Annotated in this window: 17 protein-coding genes; 7 read left to right on the forward strand and 10 right to left on the reverse strand. The window is 73.2% G+C overall.

The window, feature by feature from the left end:
* Positions 1-2 precede the first annotated feature (2 nt).
* The 3 genes from OG595_RS22095 to OG595_RS22105 form a co-directional block, all read right to left on the reverse strand.
* Entirely contained in the window at positions 3-1,589 is a 1,587-nt protein-coding gene (locus tag OG595_RS22095) for a serine/threonine-protein kinase (protein WP_329274525.1), read from the reverse strand.
* Positions 1,586-2,386, reverse strand: coding sequence for a serine/threonine protein kinase (locus OG595_RS22100; RefSeq protein WP_329274527.1), 801 nt, complete (start codon positions 2,384-2,386; stop codon positions 1,586-1,588). Before OG595_RS22100 ends, OG595_RS22095 begins: the two co-directional genes overlap by 4 nt.
* A gap of 216 nt (positions 2,387-2,602) precedes the next feature.
* The gene (locus tag OG595_RS22105; RefSeq protein ID WP_443073356.1) at positions 2,603-3,826 is read right to left on the reverse strand and encodes a hypothetical protein; all 1,224 of its coding nucleotides are present in this window, start codon (positions 3,824-3,826) and stop codon (positions 2,603-2,605) included.
* Positions 3,827-4,291: 465 nt separating this feature from the next.
* Between OG595_RS22105 and OG595_RS22110 the strand changes: the two genes are divergently transcribed.
* From OG595_RS22110 to OG595_RS22140, 7 genes are all read left to right on the forward strand, one after another.
* Positions 4,292-5,233, forward strand: a complete 942-nt coding sequence (locus OG595_RS22110; RefSeq protein WP_329274530.1) for a hypothetical protein — start codon at positions 4,292-4,294, stop codon at positions 5,231-5,233.
* A 153-nt stretch (positions 5,234-5,386) separates the two neighbouring features.
* Positions 5,387-5,809, forward strand: coding sequence for a hypothetical protein (locus OG595_RS22115; RefSeq protein WP_329274534.1), 423 nt, complete (start codon positions 5,387-5,389; stop codon positions 5,807-5,809).
* Positions 5,810-6,002: 193 nt separating this feature from the next.
* Entirely contained in the window at positions 6,003-7,337 is a 1,335-nt protein-coding gene (locus OG595_RS22120) for an NAD(P)/FAD-dependent oxidoreductase (RefSeq protein ID WP_329274537.1), read from the forward strand.
* The gene (locus OG595_RS22125; protein ID WP_329274540.1) at positions 7,334-8,065 is read left to right on the forward strand and encodes a DUF1365 domain-containing protein; all 732 of its coding nucleotides are present in this window, start codon (positions 7,334-7,336) and stop codon (positions 8,063-8,065) included. The genes OG595_RS22120 and OG595_RS22125 overlap by 4 nt, the downstream gene beginning before the upstream one ends.
* Positions 8,062-9,450, forward strand: coding sequence for a class I SAM-dependent methyltransferase (locus OG595_RS22130; RefSeq protein ID WP_329274543.1), 1,389 nt, complete (start codon positions 8,062-8,064; stop codon positions 9,448-9,450). The genes OG595_RS22125 and OG595_RS22130 overlap by 4 nt, the downstream gene beginning before the upstream one ends.
* Positions 9,447-10,277 (forward strand): DUF1295 domain-containing protein, encoded by an 831-nt coding sequence (locus tag OG595_RS22135; RefSeq protein WP_329274545.1) that lies wholly within the window; start codon positions 9,447-9,449, stop codon positions 10,275-10,277. The genes OG595_RS22130 and OG595_RS22135 overlap by 4 nt, the downstream gene beginning before the upstream one ends.
* A 198-nt stretch (positions 10,278-10,475) precedes the next feature.
* Entirely contained in the window at positions 10,476-11,219 is a 744-nt protein-coding gene (locus OG595_RS22140) for an alpha/beta fold hydrolase (protein ID WP_443073103.1), read from the forward strand.
* Here the strand turns inward: OG595_RS22140 and OG595_RS22145 are convergent.
* From OG595_RS22145 to OG595_RS22175, 7 genes are all read right to left on the reverse strand, one after another.
* The gene (locus tag OG595_RS22145; protein ID WP_443073104.1) at positions 11,189-12,121 is read right to left on the reverse strand and encodes a YihY/virulence factor BrkB family protein; all 933 of its coding nucleotides are present in this window, start codon (positions 12,119-12,121) and stop codon (positions 11,189-11,191) included. The two genes, OG595_RS22140 and OG595_RS22145, sit on opposite strands and share 31 nt — an antisense overlap.
* Positions 12,111-12,695, reverse strand: a complete 585-nt coding sequence (locus OG595_RS22150) for a hypothetical protein (RefSeq protein ID WP_329274548.1) — start codon at positions 12,693-12,695, stop codon at positions 12,111-12,113. Before OG595_RS22150 ends, OG595_RS22145 begins: the two co-directional genes overlap by 11 nt.
* Complete coding sequence (locus OG595_RS22155) at positions 12,695-13,825, reverse strand: DUF6286 domain-containing Asp23/Gls24 family envelope stress response protein (protein ID WP_329274551.1); 1,131 nt, start codon at positions 13,823-13,825, stop codon at positions 12,695-12,697. Before OG595_RS22155 ends, OG595_RS22150 begins: the two co-directional genes overlap by 1 nt.
* Complete coding sequence (locus tag OG595_RS22160; RefSeq protein WP_329274554.1) at positions 13,822-14,013, reverse strand: hypothetical protein; 192 nt, start codon at positions 14,011-14,013, stop codon at positions 13,822-13,824. The genes OG595_RS22155 and OG595_RS22160 overlap by 4 nt, the downstream gene beginning before the upstream one ends.
* Before the next feature lie 53 nt (positions 14,014-14,066).
* Positions 14,067-14,591 (reverse strand): Asp23/Gls24 family envelope stress response protein, encoded by a 525-nt coding sequence (locus OG595_RS22165; protein WP_329274557.1) that lies wholly within the window; start codon positions 14,589-14,591, stop codon positions 14,067-14,069.
* A gap of 145 nt (positions 14,592-14,736) precedes the next feature.
* Positions 14,737-15,417: a fasciclin domain-containing protein gene (locus OG595_RS22170; protein WP_329274559.1), complete on the reverse strand. Its 681-nt coding sequence runs from the start codon at positions 15,415-15,417 to the stop codon at positions 14,737-14,739.
* A gap of 135 nt (positions 15,418-15,552) precedes the next feature.
* Positions 15,553-17,145, reverse strand: a complete 1,593-nt coding sequence (locus tag OG595_RS22175; protein ID WP_329274562.1) for a sulfite oxidase — start codon at positions 17,143-17,145, stop codon at positions 15,553-15,555.
* Positions 17,146-17,353 lie beyond the last annotated feature (208 nt).

Here is a 17,353-nt window from a genome sequence, read left to right on the forward strand (position 1 = left end):
GCTCAGCCGCTCGCGCAGGCCGGGACGACGGGCTTGCTCCTGGTCCGTACGTCGGGCAGCCAGGCGGTGGTCCGCACGGTCTGCGTGTCCTTCTCCGCGTCCGCCGCCGCCGCGGGCAGCCGCACCCGGAACCACCGGGACGACCGGACGCCCGCCTCGTCGGTGACGGGGACCCCGCGCTCCAGACCGCACTCCACGGTGAGTACGTCGCCGTGCCACACCCGGGTCTCCACCACGTTGTCCAGGACGTACGGCGTGGTGGGGTCGATGGCGAGGCCGAGGCTGCACAGCGGGTGCCGGTCGGCGCGGGCACGGCACTTGGCGTCGGCGTTGTACACGCTCAGCCGCGCTTCCGGCGTCGTACGGGGGTCGCCGCCGGAACCTCCCCACTGCCACCAGGCGGCGCCGCCCGCGCCCAGCAGGGCCAGCGCGGCGCCGGCTGCCAGGGCGGCGGTCCGCTTGGCGGGGCGCTGCCGGGCGGTGGGGAGGCCGTCCGCGTGCCGGGCGGCCCGGACGCGGTCCAGCAGGCTCTCCGACGTGTGCGCCGCGCGCTCGGTGTGGGCGGGCAGGAGACAGTCGGCGGCCAGGGCCCGCCAGAACTCCGGCACCATGACGTGCGGTCTGAGCGGCGCCCTGCCCTCGGCGTACTCCTGGACCGCGGAGACCCGGGCGGCGAAGGTGGCCCCGGGGAACGGCGAGGCACCCCCGGTGAACACCTGGTGGATCATCACGCCCAGGGCCCACACGTCGGCGGAGGGCCGCACCTGCACCCCGCGTTCGTCCAGCGGGGCCCGCCAGCGCTCGGGCGGCAGATAGTCGGGGGAGCCCAGAGGCGGGATGTAGCCGTGGGTGCCGCGCGTCCCGTCGAGCTCGACGGTGAGGCCGAAGTCGGAGAGCCGTACCGAACCGTCCGCCATGATCAGCACGTTGTCCGGCTTCAGGTCGCCGTGCACCCAGCCGAGCCGGTGCAGATGGGCCAGCCCCTCGCAGACCTCGGTCACCAGCCGCTCCGCCTCCGGCAGGGGGCTGCCGTCGGCGGCGTCCAGCAGGTCCTGGAGGCTGCTCTCGGCCCGCTCCATGACCAGCACGACGGCGCCGTCCAGTCCGGGCACCTCGGTGTCGCCGAGCACCACGGAGTCCAGCAGCCGCATCAGCCGGGGATGCCGGGCCCGGCTGCCGAATTCGATCTCGCGCCGCACGGTCTCCGCCAGCCGTTCGGCCTGCCGGGGAGCCAGCCCCGAGGTCGACAGGAACTTCAGCGCGACCCGGCTCTCCGGCGCCGGCCCGGACCCGGGCCCTGCGCTCCCCTCAGCGGTTTCGGCACCTTCCGCTGCCTCCGCTGCTTCCCCGGGCGTCTCGCGGCCCTCGTAGACGCGTCCCCAGCCGCCGTCGGCGATCGGCTCGGTGACCTCCCAGCGGCCCACGCGAAAGCCCCGGGGAATCGGGTCGGCCGTCCCGTCGGGCCCGCCGGACCCGCCGTGACACGGTTCGCCCGGACCCCCGGCCGCCGTCCCGCCGGTACTGCCGCTCGTACGCCCGCCCACGTTCTCGTCGACCGCCTCGTCGTACTTCCCGCCCGTGTTGGTCACCGGTGGCCCCCGGACTGTGCCGGGTCCGGGAGGAGGGGGCCCGGGGCGCGGGACGGCAGCAGGGCCAGGTGCTCCTCGCGGACCAGGCCGAAGCGGAGCGCGACGCCGACGACGGCCTCGCGCTTGCCCGTACGGCGTGCGCCGCCGCCCGTGTCGGTGACGTCCTGCGGCCCGCGTACCCGAAGTTTCTGCTCGGCCAGGTAGTCGATGTGGGCGCTGACGGCCCGCGCGGTCAGCCGTGTCAGGGCCGGGTGGGTGCTGATGCGTTCCACGACCTGCGGGGTGGTCGGCACGGAGACCGCCGACTCGTCGCGCAGCCGAGGTTCGCAGAGCGCCACCAGGACGAGGAAGTACGTGGCGGTCTCGTCGAGGGAGTAGGCGTTGAGGGTACGGGTGCCCCAGGCGCCGCCGGGATCCTCCGCGTCGAGGTAGACGTGGTCGGGCGCGAATACCTGGAAGCTCACCGTGGAGCCCCGGGTGGGCAGCACGACCCGGGCGAACTCGAACGGGATCGGCGCCCCCGACCGGCGCGGCGGGATCCGCAGGTACTCCCCGGCGCCCTCCGGGTTCTCGACCAGATAGCTGTGGGTGGTGGAGAAGTTGCTGAGCTGCCAGTGGTCCTCCGTCACCCGGATCTCCCCGGCGAGCCGGGAGACGGCCGGGTCCGGCAGCAGCAGTTCGACCGGATGCGCCTTCGTGCCACGGCCGAACCGTGCCGCCTCCCCCGGTCCCAGGCGCCGGGTCGTCGCCGGTTCCGTGGGGTGCGCTGACGGCAAATGGATGAGTACGCCGCTCATCGGCAGTTTTCCCTTCCCCCGCTCTTCGGCTGGTCAAGCCGCCGGGCATCGTAGCCCCGGGGGGTACCCCGTGCGGGCTGGATCGCGCGTGCGTTGGCTGGATTCCGCCGGTGGCCGGGGGCGGCCGTCCGCCCGGTGGTCGGCGCACGGGGAGGCGGCGCAGGGCCCCCGTGGGTTCCGGTCCACAGGGGCCCTACGCCGTTCGTCCAGCGCGTTCTACGAGGAACAGACGGGCACACCGGGAAGCTGGTTCCCCGGCGAGCTGATGTAGATGTTGGTGATGTAGCCGCCGTACTGGGGCAGATAGGCCCACCACTTGTTCGTGTATGGCGGAATGCTGACCTCCTGGCCCTGCTTCTGGCAGCTCACCAGGACCTCCACACCGCCCGGCAGGGTCGTCAGCGGAGGGGAGTCGACGGTGGTCGGGCGCGGGCGCACGTTCACGCCCGAGCTCCAGGTGCCGAACCAGGTTCCGGACGGGCGGACGGCGCCCGGTACGTCGAGGGAGCGGGTGAGCCGGCCCAGGTCCGTGTACGCCGTGCCGAACGGGGTGCCGTCGGGGTGCAGGGTGAACACGGCCACGATCGCCCGGTCACCGGCCCCGACCGTGCCGGTGGTGTGCAGCGCCTCCTTGGTCAGATCGACCCCGGCGGCGGCCCGCTGCACGGCCGTGGACTGCCGCCCGGACTGCTCGGCTGACTTCCGTGGGGACTGCTGTGCGGACTTCTGCGCGGACTGCTGTGCCGCCGCGGCGACGCTCGGGACGGTCGTCGCGGGCCTGGGGGTGCAGCCGCCGGAGCTGCCGAAGCCGGACCAGCCCTGCTTGACCGCCCACGGCCGCTCGAAGGAGCCCGCGATGCCGAACTGCTGGTCGAACCCGTCGGTGCCGCAGCGCGTCGACTGGCGCAGGTTGCCCATGACGTAGTCGCGCACCGGAGCGGAGGCGGTGTCCAGGATGTACCGGTAGATCCGTACCGTGTCGGCGGCCGACAGGGCGACGTACCCCCAGTAGTCCTCGTACCCCGCCGGCGGGTTGGCGGTGTCGGCGAGGCCGAGCTGCGTCACCGTGCGGTCGATGATCGCCGTCCGCCCGCCGAGGCTCCAGTAGTAGCTTGCCGCGTTGTCGTCGCTGCTGCGCAGCATCGAGTCGAGCCGGGTGCGGTCGGCGGTGGACAGGGTGCGGGGGTCGCGGGTGCGCAGGTAGTCGAGGGCGATGAGCAGTTTCACCACCGAGGCCGAGCGGAACCGCATGGTCTCGTTGAGCCGTTCGGTGAAAGTCCCGGTCGTACGGTCGAAGACCGCCACACCGGCGGTCACACCCGCCGGCACCTCGGCCTGCGTGGCGAGGTGCGGCGCGGCGGTCGCCGGTGACGACCCGGTCAGGCCCAGCACGGTCGCGGCGAGCGCGAGGGCGGCGGCGACGGCGGGGAGCCGGCGCAGACGTGTCCCGCGCCGGTTCGGCGGTCGTCCGGCGGCGGATCCGCCGGGGTGGGTGGTCGGACTGGTCACGTGGGTTCCCCATTTCGCTCGGGCCACCTGGGTGTCGCGGTAAGGGCGCGGATCGGCCCCCGCGTCGGCGCCGGGGGCCCTGCGGCTGCGCAGGGCCAGCCGTCCTCCGGGGCCGTGTCGGCGTACGGGCCGCAGATGGCGGAAGCAAGCTATGGCGGCCACCGGCCCGCCGGTATCCGGAAGTTGACGGGGTGCCGCACCGGCCCCCCGAGCGTCACCGGATGGCTGTTTTGTCGGCACGGTGCCCGATCCGGCGCAGAAAGGGACTCCCGCAAGTTCCGGATGTCCCACCCGGTACGCCCCTGGCTAGCTTTCGAGGCGTCGGTTCACGGACCGCACAGGCACCGCAAGGGCCGGAAGCCACAGAGGCCGGAAGCCACCAGGGAGGGAACTGTCGTGCGTGTTGGGGTGGGACTGCGGTGGCTGCTCGCCGCCGCGATGTGCGCGGGTCTGCTGGCCGCGGCCGTCGTGACGATCAGCGGCGGCGACTCGGCGGCCCAGCAGTCCGGGAGGAACACGGACGCGACGGCCGGGCAGGGCGGGCAACCGCCCCGCAGGCCGACGACGGCGGAGCTGGACGTCCTGCACCGCGCGGAACAGCTGCTGATCCGGGACTGCATGGCCGACAGGGGTTTCCGCTACTGGCTCGTCCCCCGGCTGCCGGCACCGGACTACCGGGAGTTCCCCTACGGGATCGACGACAGGGCGTGGGCGGCGCGTTACGGGTACGGCCGGGACATCGAGCGGCGTGCCGAACGCGACTGGAAGGACAGCGAGGAGAAGCACTACCTCGACTCGCTTCCGAAGGCACGGTACGAGGCCTACGGCGACGCCCTCTTCGGGCCGAGCCAGGGAGGCGACAGGCTCAAGGCCACGCCTCCCATGGGCGGAGTCCTCAGCCACAGCGAGAAGGGCTGTGCCGCGGGCTCGTGGCAGAGCCTCTACGGGGACGCGCGTGCCTGGTACCGCTCGATCCAGGTGGTGAACGGTCTGCCCGGCATGCGGGTCGGCCGGGTCGCCGAGGACCCGGCGTTCCGGTCCGTGCTCGTGAAGTGGCGCGACTGCATGAAGCGGCGCGGTCATGTGGCCGAGAATCCCCCGGCGCTGCGCGACATCCGTCTGCGGGACACCGCCCCGGGGGCGCGGGCGAAGGACGTCAAGGCTGCCGTGGACGAGGCCGAGTGCGGCCGCTCGACCGGGCTCTCGACCACGGCGAAGCGTCTGGACCGGCACTACTCGGACGTCCTGTACGGCGAGTACCGCGCGGCGTACGACACGGCACGGCGCATGCAGGTGAAAGCCCTGCCCAAGGCTCGCGGTGTGGTCGGCCGGAACTGACACCGCGTAACAGCACGACCAGGCGGACTCGTGGGGACCACGGAACGGACCGGGACAGCGGGACACCGGATCCACCGGGGCCGCCGAGGAAATCCGGCGCACCAACCAAGTGACCGACATCAACGAAAAAATCGATCAAAGGACTGAATGATCATGAGCAAGCTTCGTACCGTTCTCGCCGGCGCGGCCGTGGCCGCCACAGCGCTCCTGGCCACGCCCGGCATCGCCCAGGCCGACGGAGGCTGCAACTCCGGCGAGTTCTGTGCCTACGCCGACGACAACCAGCTGACCTACCGCAACCAGGGCAACAGCACCGACTGGCCGGCCACGATCAAGAACAAGCTCGACTGGGTCGCGAACCGGGGCACCGGCAGCTCCTTCGCCCAGGTGAACATCTACTACAACGAGAACTACCAGAGCGCCTACGCCTGCATCGGGCAGGGGCACGAGTGGAACCTGCGCAACAACAGCCAGGTCTTCAGCTGGAACGCCGGTAACACCGCCGGCCAGGGCCAGCGCGTCCACGACAACGCGGCCTCCCACAAGTGGGTCAACACCTGCGGCAACAACACCTGATCCCCACCGGCCCGTATCGGGTCGCGCGAGGAGGGCGCACCGGCTCCGGCCGGTGCGCCCTCCTGCGTTCGGCCCCGCTCCCCTCGCACTCCTCCCATCGGCTTCCTCGGCCGATTCGCCGCTGGGCCAATCCGCCGCCCGACCTGATCCGGATTACGCGGAGATCCCTGATCGCAGGGCGGGAGGAGATGTGATGGAACGGACGCCGACGGACGGCCCGCGCGGCCCGGAACGGACGGCACGGGAGGGGCGGCGCACGGCCGTGGTCGGGGGCGGGGTGGCGGGCCTGACCGCCGCGTACGTCCTGGGCGGTGCCGGTCACGTCACCCTGTACGAGGCCGACGACCGGCTCGGCGGACACGCGCACACCCACGAGCTGACGTCGCCGCACGACGGGCGGGTGCACCGTGTCGACTCCGGGTTCATCGTCCACAACCGGCGCACCTACCCGCATCTGCTGCGGCTGTTCGACGAGCTCGGCGTGCCCACGCAGGAGTCGGAGATGAGCATGTCGGTGCGGTGCGAGGGGTGCGGCCTGGAGTACGCGGGCGCCCGCGGCCCGGCCGGAGTGTTCGCACAGCCCCGCAACCTGCTGCGCGGCCCCTACCTGCGGCTGCTGGCCGAGGTGCCCGCCTTCCACCGCGCGGCCCGGCGACTGCTCGCCCAAGGCGGCGAACACGGCGAACAGGGCGGTGAGCAGGCGCTCACGCTGGGTGAGTTCCTCGACCGGGAGGGCTACTCCGCCTACTTCCGCAGCCACTTCATGACGCCGGTGGTGTCGGCGGTGTGGTCCTGCGACGCCGTCACCGCCCAGCGCTACCCGGCCGCCTACCTGTTCCGCTTCCTGGAACACCACGGACTGCTGTCGGTGAGCGGCTCACCGGTGTGGCGCACGGTCAGCGGCGGCTCGGGCACCTACGTCGACCGGATCGCCAAGCAGATCGGCGACGTCCGCACCGGCACGCCCGTACGGGCCGTACGACGCCATGCCGACGGCGTCGACGTGACGGCGGGGGACGGCACCACCGAGTCCTACGACGCGGTCGTGATCGCGGTCCATCCGGACCAGGCGCTGCGGCTGCTGGCCGACGCGAGCGAGCGGGAGCGGGAGGTGCTGGGCGCGTTCCGCTACTCCCGCAACACCACCCTCCTGCACACCGACACCCGGCTGCTGCCGAGTGCGCCCGGCGCCCGCGCCTCCTGGAACTACCTGATGCCCTCGTGCGCGGCCGACGGCGGCCGGGTACGGGTCAGTTACGACATGAACCGGCTGCAACGCCTCGACGCCACCGAGACGTTCGTGGTCACCCTGGGCGGCGAGGACCGCGTCGACCCCGGCCGGGTGCTGGCCCGCATGGTCTACGAACACCCCGTCTACACCCCCGAGTCGGTGGCCGCTCAGCGGCGCCTGCCCGAACTCGCCAGTGACGTCTGTGTGTTCGCGGGCGCCTACCACGGCTGGGGGTTCCACGAGGACGGCTGCCGTTCGGGTGTCGAGGCCGCCGCGGCACTGGGGGTGCGCTGGTGAGCGCCGTACCCGCCCTCTACGCCTGCACGATCAGCCACATACGGACCGCGCCCCGCCGCTACGGGCTGCGCCACCGGACGTACATGTGGCTCGTCGACCCCGATCGTCCGCCCCGACTGCCGTTCCCGCTGCGGCCGTTGGCCCGGTTCGACCCGCGCGACCACTTCACCGGCGACCGGCCGTCGATCCGGGCCGGCCTGGACGACTTCCTCGCCGGTCACGGCGTACACCTGGACGGCGGGCGGGTGGTGATGCTCACCCACGCGCGGGTCTTCGGGTACGTGTTCAACCCGCTCACCCTGTACTGGTGCCACGGCCCCGACGGGGAACCGCGCTGCGTGGTCGCGGAGGTGCACAACACGTACGGCGGGCGCCACTCCTACCTGCTGCGCCCGGACGCCTCCGGGACCGCGCGCGCCGACAAGAAGTTCTACGTCTCGCCGTTCTTCCCCGTCGACGGCGGCTACCGCATGCGGGTGCCGCCGCCCGGGCCCCGGCTCGACCTGACCGTGCACCTGGACCGCGAGGGCGGCCGGGCCTTCACCGCGACCGTCCATGGCACCCGGCGCCCGGTGAGCACGCCGTCCCTGCTGCGGCTGGCGCTGCGGCACCCCTGGTCCACCCTCACCGTGTCGGCCGCCATCCGCGCCCACGGCATCCGCCTCTACCTGCGGGGACTGCCCGTCCAGCCCCGCCCCGGACACCGCACCTCGGAGAAAGCGACATGAGGACAGCAGAACCCAGCACCCCTGACGGCCACACCGCCCCTGACGGCCACGCCGTGCCCGAGGGCCGCACCGCCCCCGACGAACAGACCGTCGGCCCTGACCGTGAGGGTGGCCGTGGGCGCGGTGCCGTCACGGATCCCGCCCGCGTGCACGCCACCCCCGCCGATCCCGCGCTCTGGCCCGACATCGTCGCCGTACCGGCCGCCTCCCGGGCCCGTACCGCCGTGACCGCCGCCCTCGTCCGACGGGCCCTCGGCCGGCTGCCCCTGCGGGCCCGGTTCGCCGGGGCCGGTGACGTGGGGCTGGGCGGGCCGCTGATCGAGGTGCGCGACCCGGCCGCCTTCCACGCCCGGGTCGGCACCCACGGCCTGGTCGGGTTCGGGGAGTCCTACATGGCCGGCGAGTGGGACGCCCCCGACCTGGTGGCCGCCCTCACCGTCCTCGCCGGGCACGCCGCCGAACTCATTCCGGCCCCGCTGCAACGCCTGCGCGGCCTGTGGGCGCCGCGCCACCCGCACGACGAGCGGAACACGCCCGACGGCTCCCGTGCCAACATCAGCCGCCACTACGACCTGTCCAACGACCTGTTCGCCCTCTTCCTCGACGACACCCTCACCTACTCCTCCGCCGTGTTCCGGGGCTTCCCCGCCGACCGGGACCGGCTCGCCGCCGCCCAGCACCGCAAGATCGACCGGCTGCTCGACCTGGCCGACGTCGGCGAGGGCACCCGGCTGCTGGAGATCGGCACCGGCTGGGGCGAACTCGCCCTGCGGGCCGCCGCCCGAGGCGCCCGCGTCACCTCGCTCACGCTCTCCCGGGAGCAGCGGGCCCTGGCCGTGGAAAGGGTGCGCGCGGCCGGACTCGCGGACCGCGTCTCCATCGAGCTGTGCGACTACCGCGAGGCGCGCGGGGAGTACGACGCCGTCGTCAGCGTGGAGATGATCGAGGCGGTCGGCGTGGAGTTCTGGCCGGTGTACTTCCGGGCCCTGGACGAGCGGCTGGCCCCGGGCGGCCGGGTGGCGTTGCAGGCCATCACCATGCCGCACGACCGGATGCTCGCGAGCCGCGACACCTTCACCTGGATCCACAAGTACGTGTTCCCCGGCGGCCAGATCCCGTCCACGCGGGCGATCGAGGAGACCGCCCGCGACCACACCGGGCTGCGCCTCGCCCGCCGGGACGCCTTCGGCGCGCACTACGCCGAGACGCTCCGGCTGTGGCGCGAGCGGTTCACCGAGCGCGCCGACGACGTCTCGGCGCTCGGCTTCGACGAGGTCTTCCACAGGCTGTGGACCTTCTACCTGGCCTACTCCGAGGCCGGCTTCCGGGCCGGCTACCTCGACGTGCAGCAGTACCTGTTCACCAAGGAGAACCCCGGCCGATGAACACCACCGCGAGCGGCTTCCCGTGGCACGCGTTCACGCTCAACCTGGCCTGGGCCGCCGCCGCGGCGCTCACGGTCATGCTGGTCACCTTCGGTATCGCGGTGCGCGTGGGCGTCCACCGGATCGTGGACGTCGCCTGGGGGACCGGCTTCGCGGCGGTGGCCGTCACCACCTTCGCCGCCTCCGCCGGTGAGGGCGACCTCGTACGACGGCTGCTGGTGACCGCGCTGACGGCGATCTGGGGGCTGCGGCTCGCGGTGCACATCGCCCGCCGGGGCCGGGGCCACGGCGAGGACCCGCGCTACGAGAAGATGCTGGCCAAGGCGCCGGGCAGCCGGAACGCGTACGCGCTGCGCATGGTCTACCTCCTCCAGGGCGCGCTCGTCTGGCTGGTGTCCCTGCCCGTGCAGGCCGCGCAGTACGTGTCCGGCCCGCCGTCCGCCCTCGCCTGGGCCGGCGGTGCGCTGTGGGCGGTCGGGATCGGCTTCGAGGCGGTGGGGGACGCCCAGCTGGCCCGCTTCCGGGCCGATCCCGCCAACCGGGGGAGGATCATGGACCGCGGGCTGTGGGCGTGGACCCGGCACCCCAACTACTTCGGGGACTTCTGCGTCTGGTGGGGCCTGTTCCTCATCGTCTGCGACTCCCCGGCGGCGGCCGGCGTGTCCGTCGTGTCGCCGGTGGTGATGAGCCTGCTGCTGACCCGGGGAAGCGGAAAGCGGCTGCTGGAACGGCACATGGCCGACCGGCCCGGATACGCCGAGTACAAGGCCCGTACGAGCGGCTTCCTCCCCCGCCCGCCGCGACGGAGCGGCCCGGGGACGACGTGACGAACCCGCCGGATCGGATCGGAATCGGGTTGGGTTGAGCTGGGTCGGATCGGGTCGGGGAGGGGAGGATCGCCTCCGTGGCCCGCGTGTCGAGGGACGCGGGACGCACGGCGCGCGGGCCGGAACAGCCGGAACAGGGGGTGTGCCGTCGTGCAACAGGACGGGCAGGACGGTCAGGGAGAGCAGGGAGAGCAGGGCATGGAGGACTACCAGGGCGGCCGAGGTGACCAGGGTGTCCAGGGCGGGGCCGGATTCCTTGTGCCGTCCGGGGGCACGCTGCTGTTTCGGCGCCGTCCGGCCCGCCCACGCGCGGCCGTGCTGGTGCTGCACGGTGGACAGGCGACCAGCGAGCGCAGTGCCCGGCCCTGGCAGCTCGCCGCGCTGCGGATGGGCCCCGTCGTACGGGCGGTGACCGCCGGACTCCCGCACCAGGACGTCCTGGTCGCCCAGGTCCGCTACCGCCTCCGCGGCTGGAACGGCGGACGCGCCGACCCCGTACGGGACACCCAGGAGGCGCTGCGCGACCTCGCCGGACTGGCCGGACCCGTGCCGACCGTGCTGCTCGGGCACTCCATGGGCGGCCGGGCCGCCCTGCGCGCCGCCGGTCACCCGCAGGTGTGCGGTGTCGTGGCCCTGGCCCCCTGGTGGCCGCCGGGCGAACCGGTGGAGCAGACGGCGGGCCGGCACGTCGTCGCCCTGCACGGCGAACGCGACCGCGTCACCTCGCCCGCCGACTCGGCGGACTGTGTGCGCCGGGCGCGGGACACGGCGGCACGGGCCGGGATGGCCGTCGTCGGCGGCGGCGACCACGCCATGCTGCACCGCCCCCGCTTCTGGCACCGCACCACCGCGGCCCTCGTCGCCCACCTGCTCGACCCCGACGGCAGCCCGGATCCCCTCCCCGAGGAGTGCTACGGCACGGGCGGCTTCCCGATGCTCTGAGCGGGCGGCGCCTTGGAGAGCTCCGCGGCGAACTGCGCGCCGGTGAGCAGTGCCAGGTTCGACAGCCACAGCCAGATAAGGAAGACGACGATGCCGGAGAGCGAGCCGTACAGCCTGCTGTAGGCGCCGAGTGTCGAGGCGTACGACGAGAAGCCCGCGGACACGGTCAGCCAGAGCGCGGCGGCCAGCGCGCCGCCGGACAGGCTGTGCCCGCGTCGGCGCGCGACGGCGGGGCCGGTGTGGAAGACGATCACGACCAGCAGGGCGACGAGGCACAGCAGCAGCGGCCAGCGCAGCAGTCGCCACGTCCAGGTCACGGTGGCGTCCATGCCCATGGTCCGGCCGACGGCCTCCGCGAGCGGGCCGGTCAGCAGCAGGGTGAGCGAGCCGACGAGGAGCAGACCGAGCAGGACGAGCGCGGTGAGCACGATGCGGTGCGCCTTGCGCCAGTTCGAGCGCCGGTCCTCGACGCGGTGCATGCGGTGCAGGGCGCGGCGGAAGACGGCGAGATAGCTGGAGGCCGACCACAGCGCGCTGGCCGCCCCGGTCACGAGGAGCGGCCAGGCCGTCCGGTCCGCGTCCAGCGCGTGGGTGAGGACACTGTGCAGTTCGGCGCCGGACTCGGCCGGGGCATAGGCGGTGACGTGGGTGATGAACCCCTCGGCCGTCTCCGGGCTGATCAGGCCGAACGCCAGGACCGTGGCCAGCATGGCGGGGAGCACCGCCAGGATCGCGTAGTACGTCAGCGCCGCCGCGTAGTCCGTGATGTCGTCGTTCCACAGCGACACCGGTGTACGCCACAGCGCGGACCGCCAGGCCGCGAACTGCCACCGCGACGGCCACGCGAGCCGACGTGCCCGGCGGGTGGCGCCGGGCACGTCGGTGTACGGCTCAGCGGACACGGGGTGTGCGGTGCGAGGCGGCACTCAGGCGGACCCGGGTGTGCGCCGTGTAGGGGGCAGCCGCTGTCCCGGCCTCCGCCGTCACCGCGCGCAGGGCGGGCAGGACGGCGTCCGGCGAGGTGTCCGGTTCCAGCCAGACACGCAGATCCAGCTCCAGTCGCCGGCCGCGACGGGGCAGTACCCGGGCACGGCCGCGGGCGATGCCCGGCAGGGCCGCCACGCGCGCGGTCAGTGCCTCGGCCAGCGCCTGCGGGCGCACCGTGCAGCGCGGTGACGGCAGGGCGAGGTGCCGGGTCGGGCCCCGGCTGAAGGACCCCAGGGCGCAGAGCGCGAACAGCACGGTCAGGCCGATCGCCGCGGCGATGACGGCGGGCGTCCACCAGCCCTCGCCGCGCAGGCGTGCCAGCCGGTCCCCGTCGAGCAGGACGGTGCCCGTACCGGCGGAGGGCCACCAGGACGGCAGCCGGTCCGCGAGATGACGGTCCGTCACCGCGAGCCAGGAGCCCGTGAGGAGGAGCGCGATTCCGACGGCGCCGAGGACGGCGCGGTTGACGACGCCACGATTGCGGCCCATCACTGGTCGACCCCCGGAGCGGTGGTGGTGGCGGTGGCGGAGGTGGTGGCGGACGTGGAAGTGGGCGTGGGCGTGCGCGTGGACGCGGTGACCTTCGAGGTCGTGGCGGTGGGGAAGGCCGTGGCGAGGGCGGGAGTGGGGGTGGAGCCGCTGTCGCCGGGGCCCGGTGCGTCCGCCGGCGGGACGGGACGCTGCCACACCGGCTCCGGTGCGACGGTGACCCGAAGCCGGGGACCGCCGCTCAGGAGGCAGCCCGCCAGGGTGTCCCGGGCGGCGGCCGTCACGGCGGTGTGCGCGTGTGCCCGGTCGCCGAAGGCGAGCCCGGCCCGCACGGTGACCCGTCGGCGCCGTACGCGTACCCGCACCGCTCCGATGCCGTCCACGTCCGCCACCGCGTCGCGGACCAGGGCCTGGACCGCCGAGCGGTCCACCGCGGCGTCGACGCGGGCCGACGAGGTGCGGACGGTGGACTGGCGACGGCGGCCGGGGGTGAGAGCGAGAACTATCATCCAGACGCCCGCCAGGGCCGTCAGCCCGCCCAGGGCGACGACGGCCGGATCGCCGGGCCCGTGTCCGGCCGCCCAGTGCACGGCGGAGGTCCGCCAGGCGGCGGCCGTCCGGTGCGTGGCGTGCACGCGGACCAGGTCGAAGGCGAGCGCGCCGCACACCAGGGCGGCCACCGCGGACAGCACGGCGACCGGGATCCGGCGCCGGGACCACCAGCGCCGGGGCGTACGGCTCCCACGGGCGTCCGGGGCGGCTTCCGGGTCCGGGGACACCAGGGGGTGGGAGGAGGTCGGCGGGGTGAGCGAGGTGACGCTGACGCGCGCGGCCGGCACATCGAGGCCCGTCAGTTCCCGGGTGCGCTCCACGACGTGCCGCTGAACGTCCCGCACGGTGTCGGCCAGCGGAGCCGGATAGGGCAGCGACACGGCGAGGGACAGGTCCGCCCGCCTGCCGCGCACGGACGCCGCGGCCCGGGTCGTCCGGGCCGTCCCGGTCGTCCTGGCCGTATCGGTCGTCCGGGCGCCGTCCTGGGAGGGCAGCGCCTCGGCGGTCGCCCGTTCGGCGATCCGGCGCACCGCCCGTTCCGAGACGGTGGTGGTGCCGCGCTGTGCGGCGGCGGTCATCGACGGCTCCGCTCGAACGCGTCCCGCACGCCCCGCACATCCCGGATGCCGCCGCCCTCGGCCCACCGGCCCAGTACCCAGCCCAGGGCGCCGAGAGCGGCCACCAGCAGGAAGGCGCCGAACCCGCCGAACCAGCCGGCGAACGCCAGGGCCATACCCGCGATCATCCCTACGAACGGTGTGCTCATGCCCATCCACCTCTCACCCGGTCCACTCCTCCCCGTGCCCCTGACCGGCTGCCCTACTCCACGCGGGCCTCGGTCGTGCTCGCGGACTCCTCGTCCTCGGGCAGGTGGACGTCGTTGACGGTGATGTTCACCTCGACGACCTCCAGGCCGGTGACGCGCTCCACGGCGGAGACGACGTTCTCCCGGACGTCCTGGGCGACGTCCATGACGGACACCCCGTACTCGACGACCAGGTCCAGGTCGATGGCCGTCTGCCGCTCGCCCACCTCGACCTTCACCCCGCGGCCCACGTTGGGACGGCCGCCGGGCACGCGTTCGCGTACGGCGCCGAAGCTGCGCGAGAGTCCGCCGCCCATGTCGTGCACACCGGGGATCTCCCGGGCGGCGATGCCCGCGACCTTCACCACGACGACGTCGGCGATCGACGTCCGGCCACGGTTCGCGGCCGGCTGGTCGGCTCCCGTCGAGCCGCCGGACACGGCCGTCGTCGTCTGCGGCGGCCTGCCCGGCTGCGGGGCGGTCAGGTTCAGGTCCCGGTCCTTGTCGGCGTTGGCGACTGGTGCGGTCTGCGTGGTCATGGCATGCCCATCTCTGTCTCGTCGCTGATGTGCCTTCACTCCGTCAGACCCGTCCCGGCCGGGTCTGTGACGCGGGTACCCGGAAAAACCTCGGGGCGCCACCGAAGTGGCGCCCCGAATGTGACAACCCGAAGGTGACGGTCCGTCAGCTGGTCGGCATGAGGACGGTGTCGATGATGTAGACGTTGGCGTTGGCGGTCTTCACGTTGCCGCAGACGACCTTGGCGGAGTCGTTGACGGTGTAGGACTCACCGGAGCCCGAGGTGGTCACCTTCGACGTCTCCAGGGTGTCGAAGGAGCCCTTCTCCAGGTCCTTCGGGGTCAGCTTCTGGCCCACCACGTGGTAGGTGAGGATCTTCGTCAGCTGGGCCTTGTCGTTCAGGACCTTGTCGAGGGTCGCCTTGGGGATCTTGGCGAAGGCGTCGTTGGTCGGCGCGAACACGGTGATGTTCTGGGCGTTGTTGAGGGTGTCGACGAGACCGGCCTTCGTCACCGCCGCCACCAGTGTGGACAGGGCCGGGTTGTTGGACGCGGCGGTGGCCACCGGGTCCTGGGCCATGCCGTCGAACGAGCCGGCACCGCTCGCGGGCACCGCCGAACAGGCCGAGCCGAACGGCTTGTCCGCCGTGGTGGTGGTGCCGGTGGAGCCGGTCATGCCGTCGTCGGAGGTGTCGGCCGACGCGGACGCCTTCGTCGAGGCGTCGGACGTGGCGGAGTCGGAGCCGGAGTCGGAGCAGGCGCTCAGGCCCAGCGGCAGGACGGCCGCCGCGGCGACGGTCACGGCGACCCGACGGATACGGCTGATGCGGTTGATACGAGTGTTCATGGTGTTTCTCCTGTGAGTCGATGCGGCCCGAGCCGCGTTCGTACGGGGGTTGGGAAAGGTGGCTTGAGGGGGCAGGGCAGGGGCAGGGGCGCCAGTGGGTGTCGGGGAGGTCCGGGAAGTCAGGAAGGTCTGGGGTCAGTCGACGGTCACGACCACCGAGTGCCATCCGGTGGCGCCGTCGGGGACGGTGCGGGCGCGCTTCTCGGTCTGTGTCGCGCCGGTGCGGTCTGTGGCGCGGACAGTGAGGGTGTGGCCGCCCTTGGTGGCCTGCCAGGGGAAGGACCACTGACGCCAGGTGTCGCGGGTGTCCTCGGCGGCCAGCCGGGCCTCCTGCCAGGGGCCGTCGTCGACCCGGACCTCGACCCTGTCGATGCCGCGGTGCTGGGCCCAGGCGACTCCGCCGACCATGACCCTGCCGGTCTTGGGCCGGGCGAACGGCTTGGGGGTGTCGATGCGGGACTCGGTCTTGATCGGCGCTCTGCGGGCCCAGCCGCGCCTGACCCAGTAGGGGTCGTAGGAGTCGAACGTGGTGAGCTCGATGTCCTTGATCCACTTGCAGGCGGAGACATAGCCGTAGAGGCCGGGCACCACCATGCGGACCGGGAAGCCGTGCTCGAAGGGCAGCGGTTCGCCGTTCATGCCCAGCGCGAGGAGGGCGTCGCGGCCGTCCATCACGTCCTCCACCGGGCTGCCGATCGTCATCCCGTCCACGGAACGGGCCACCAACTGGTCGGCCGGACCGCCCTTCGAGGGCGGCCGCACCCCGCACTCGGCCAGCAACTCGGCCAGTCGTACGCCGATCCAGCGGGCGTTGCCGACGTACGGGCCGCCGACCTCGTTCGACACACAGGTGAGCGTGATGTCCCGCTCGACCAGCTCGCGCCGCAGCAGGTCGTCGAAGGAGAGGGTGACCGGGCGGACGACGCCGGCGCCGTGGATGCGCAGCCGCCAGTCCGTGGCGTCGACCCTGGGCACCACCAGGGCGGTGTCGACGCGGTAGAAGTCGGCGTTGGGCGTGACGAAGGGGCTCACCCCGGGGACCCGCAGTCCGGCGCCCCTGGGCACGGCCCGGGCCGGGGAACCGGGCACCGGCAGCACCACGTTCTTGCGGGAGGCGACCGCGTCCCGCCCGCCGGCACTGCTCAGGGCGCGGCCGAGCAGACCTGCTCCCGCCGATGCCACGGCCGCCGCGCCCGCCGCGATCACGAAGCCGCGCCGGTCCCAGCCCTCATCGGACGGCTCACCCTCGCCCGAAGGAAGGGCGCCGGGCGCGGGGGCCCGGGGTGCGAGACGGCCTGCGAGGACGTACAGCAGTACGGCTCCGGCGACGGCGCCCGCCACGGAGGGCAGCGCGTCCGTGGCCCCGGTCGAGTCGGGCCTGCTCGTCGCCGCGACGGCGCCGACCGCCCCGAACAACAGCACACCGGCCGCCCCGCTGCGCCTGAACCGCAGGGCGAGAATTCCGAGTGCCAGTGCGAAAAGGGCCAGTACCGCGAGAATTCCGAGCTGGAGAACCAGCTTGTCGTCGGAACCGAAATTCCGGATCGCCCAGTCCTTGACGGCGGCGGGAGTCCTGTCGATCGCCGCGCCGCCCACTGCGACGACAGGACCGGCCTGCGGACGCACGCCTTCCGCCACCGCCTCGGCGACCGTGAGCGCGGCGAATCCCGCCAGGACGCCGCTGAGCGCGCCCAGCAGCGGCGGTGCTTTCTTCTCGTTCTCGGTCACGGTGGGAATCCGGCCCCGAAAGCCCGGCGGATTGGTCGTTCCCACGGTCGGATGATTTTCCCGTTCCGACCAATCCGCGCCCGCTTCCGTTACGGAAAAAGGGGAGTGAAAGCGCCCTCGCGCGGCATCCGTACGGTGCCCGTCTCCCGAAGTACTCCATGTTCTTCCGGTTCTTCGGGTTCTTGGTGTTCTCCGTAACGGGGACGGC

Origin of the sequence: Streptomyces sp. NBC_01451, assembly GCF_036227485.1 — a bacterium.
Classification (GTDB): domain Bacteria; phylum Actinomycetota; class Actinomycetes; order Streptomycetales; family Streptomycetaceae; genus Streptomyces.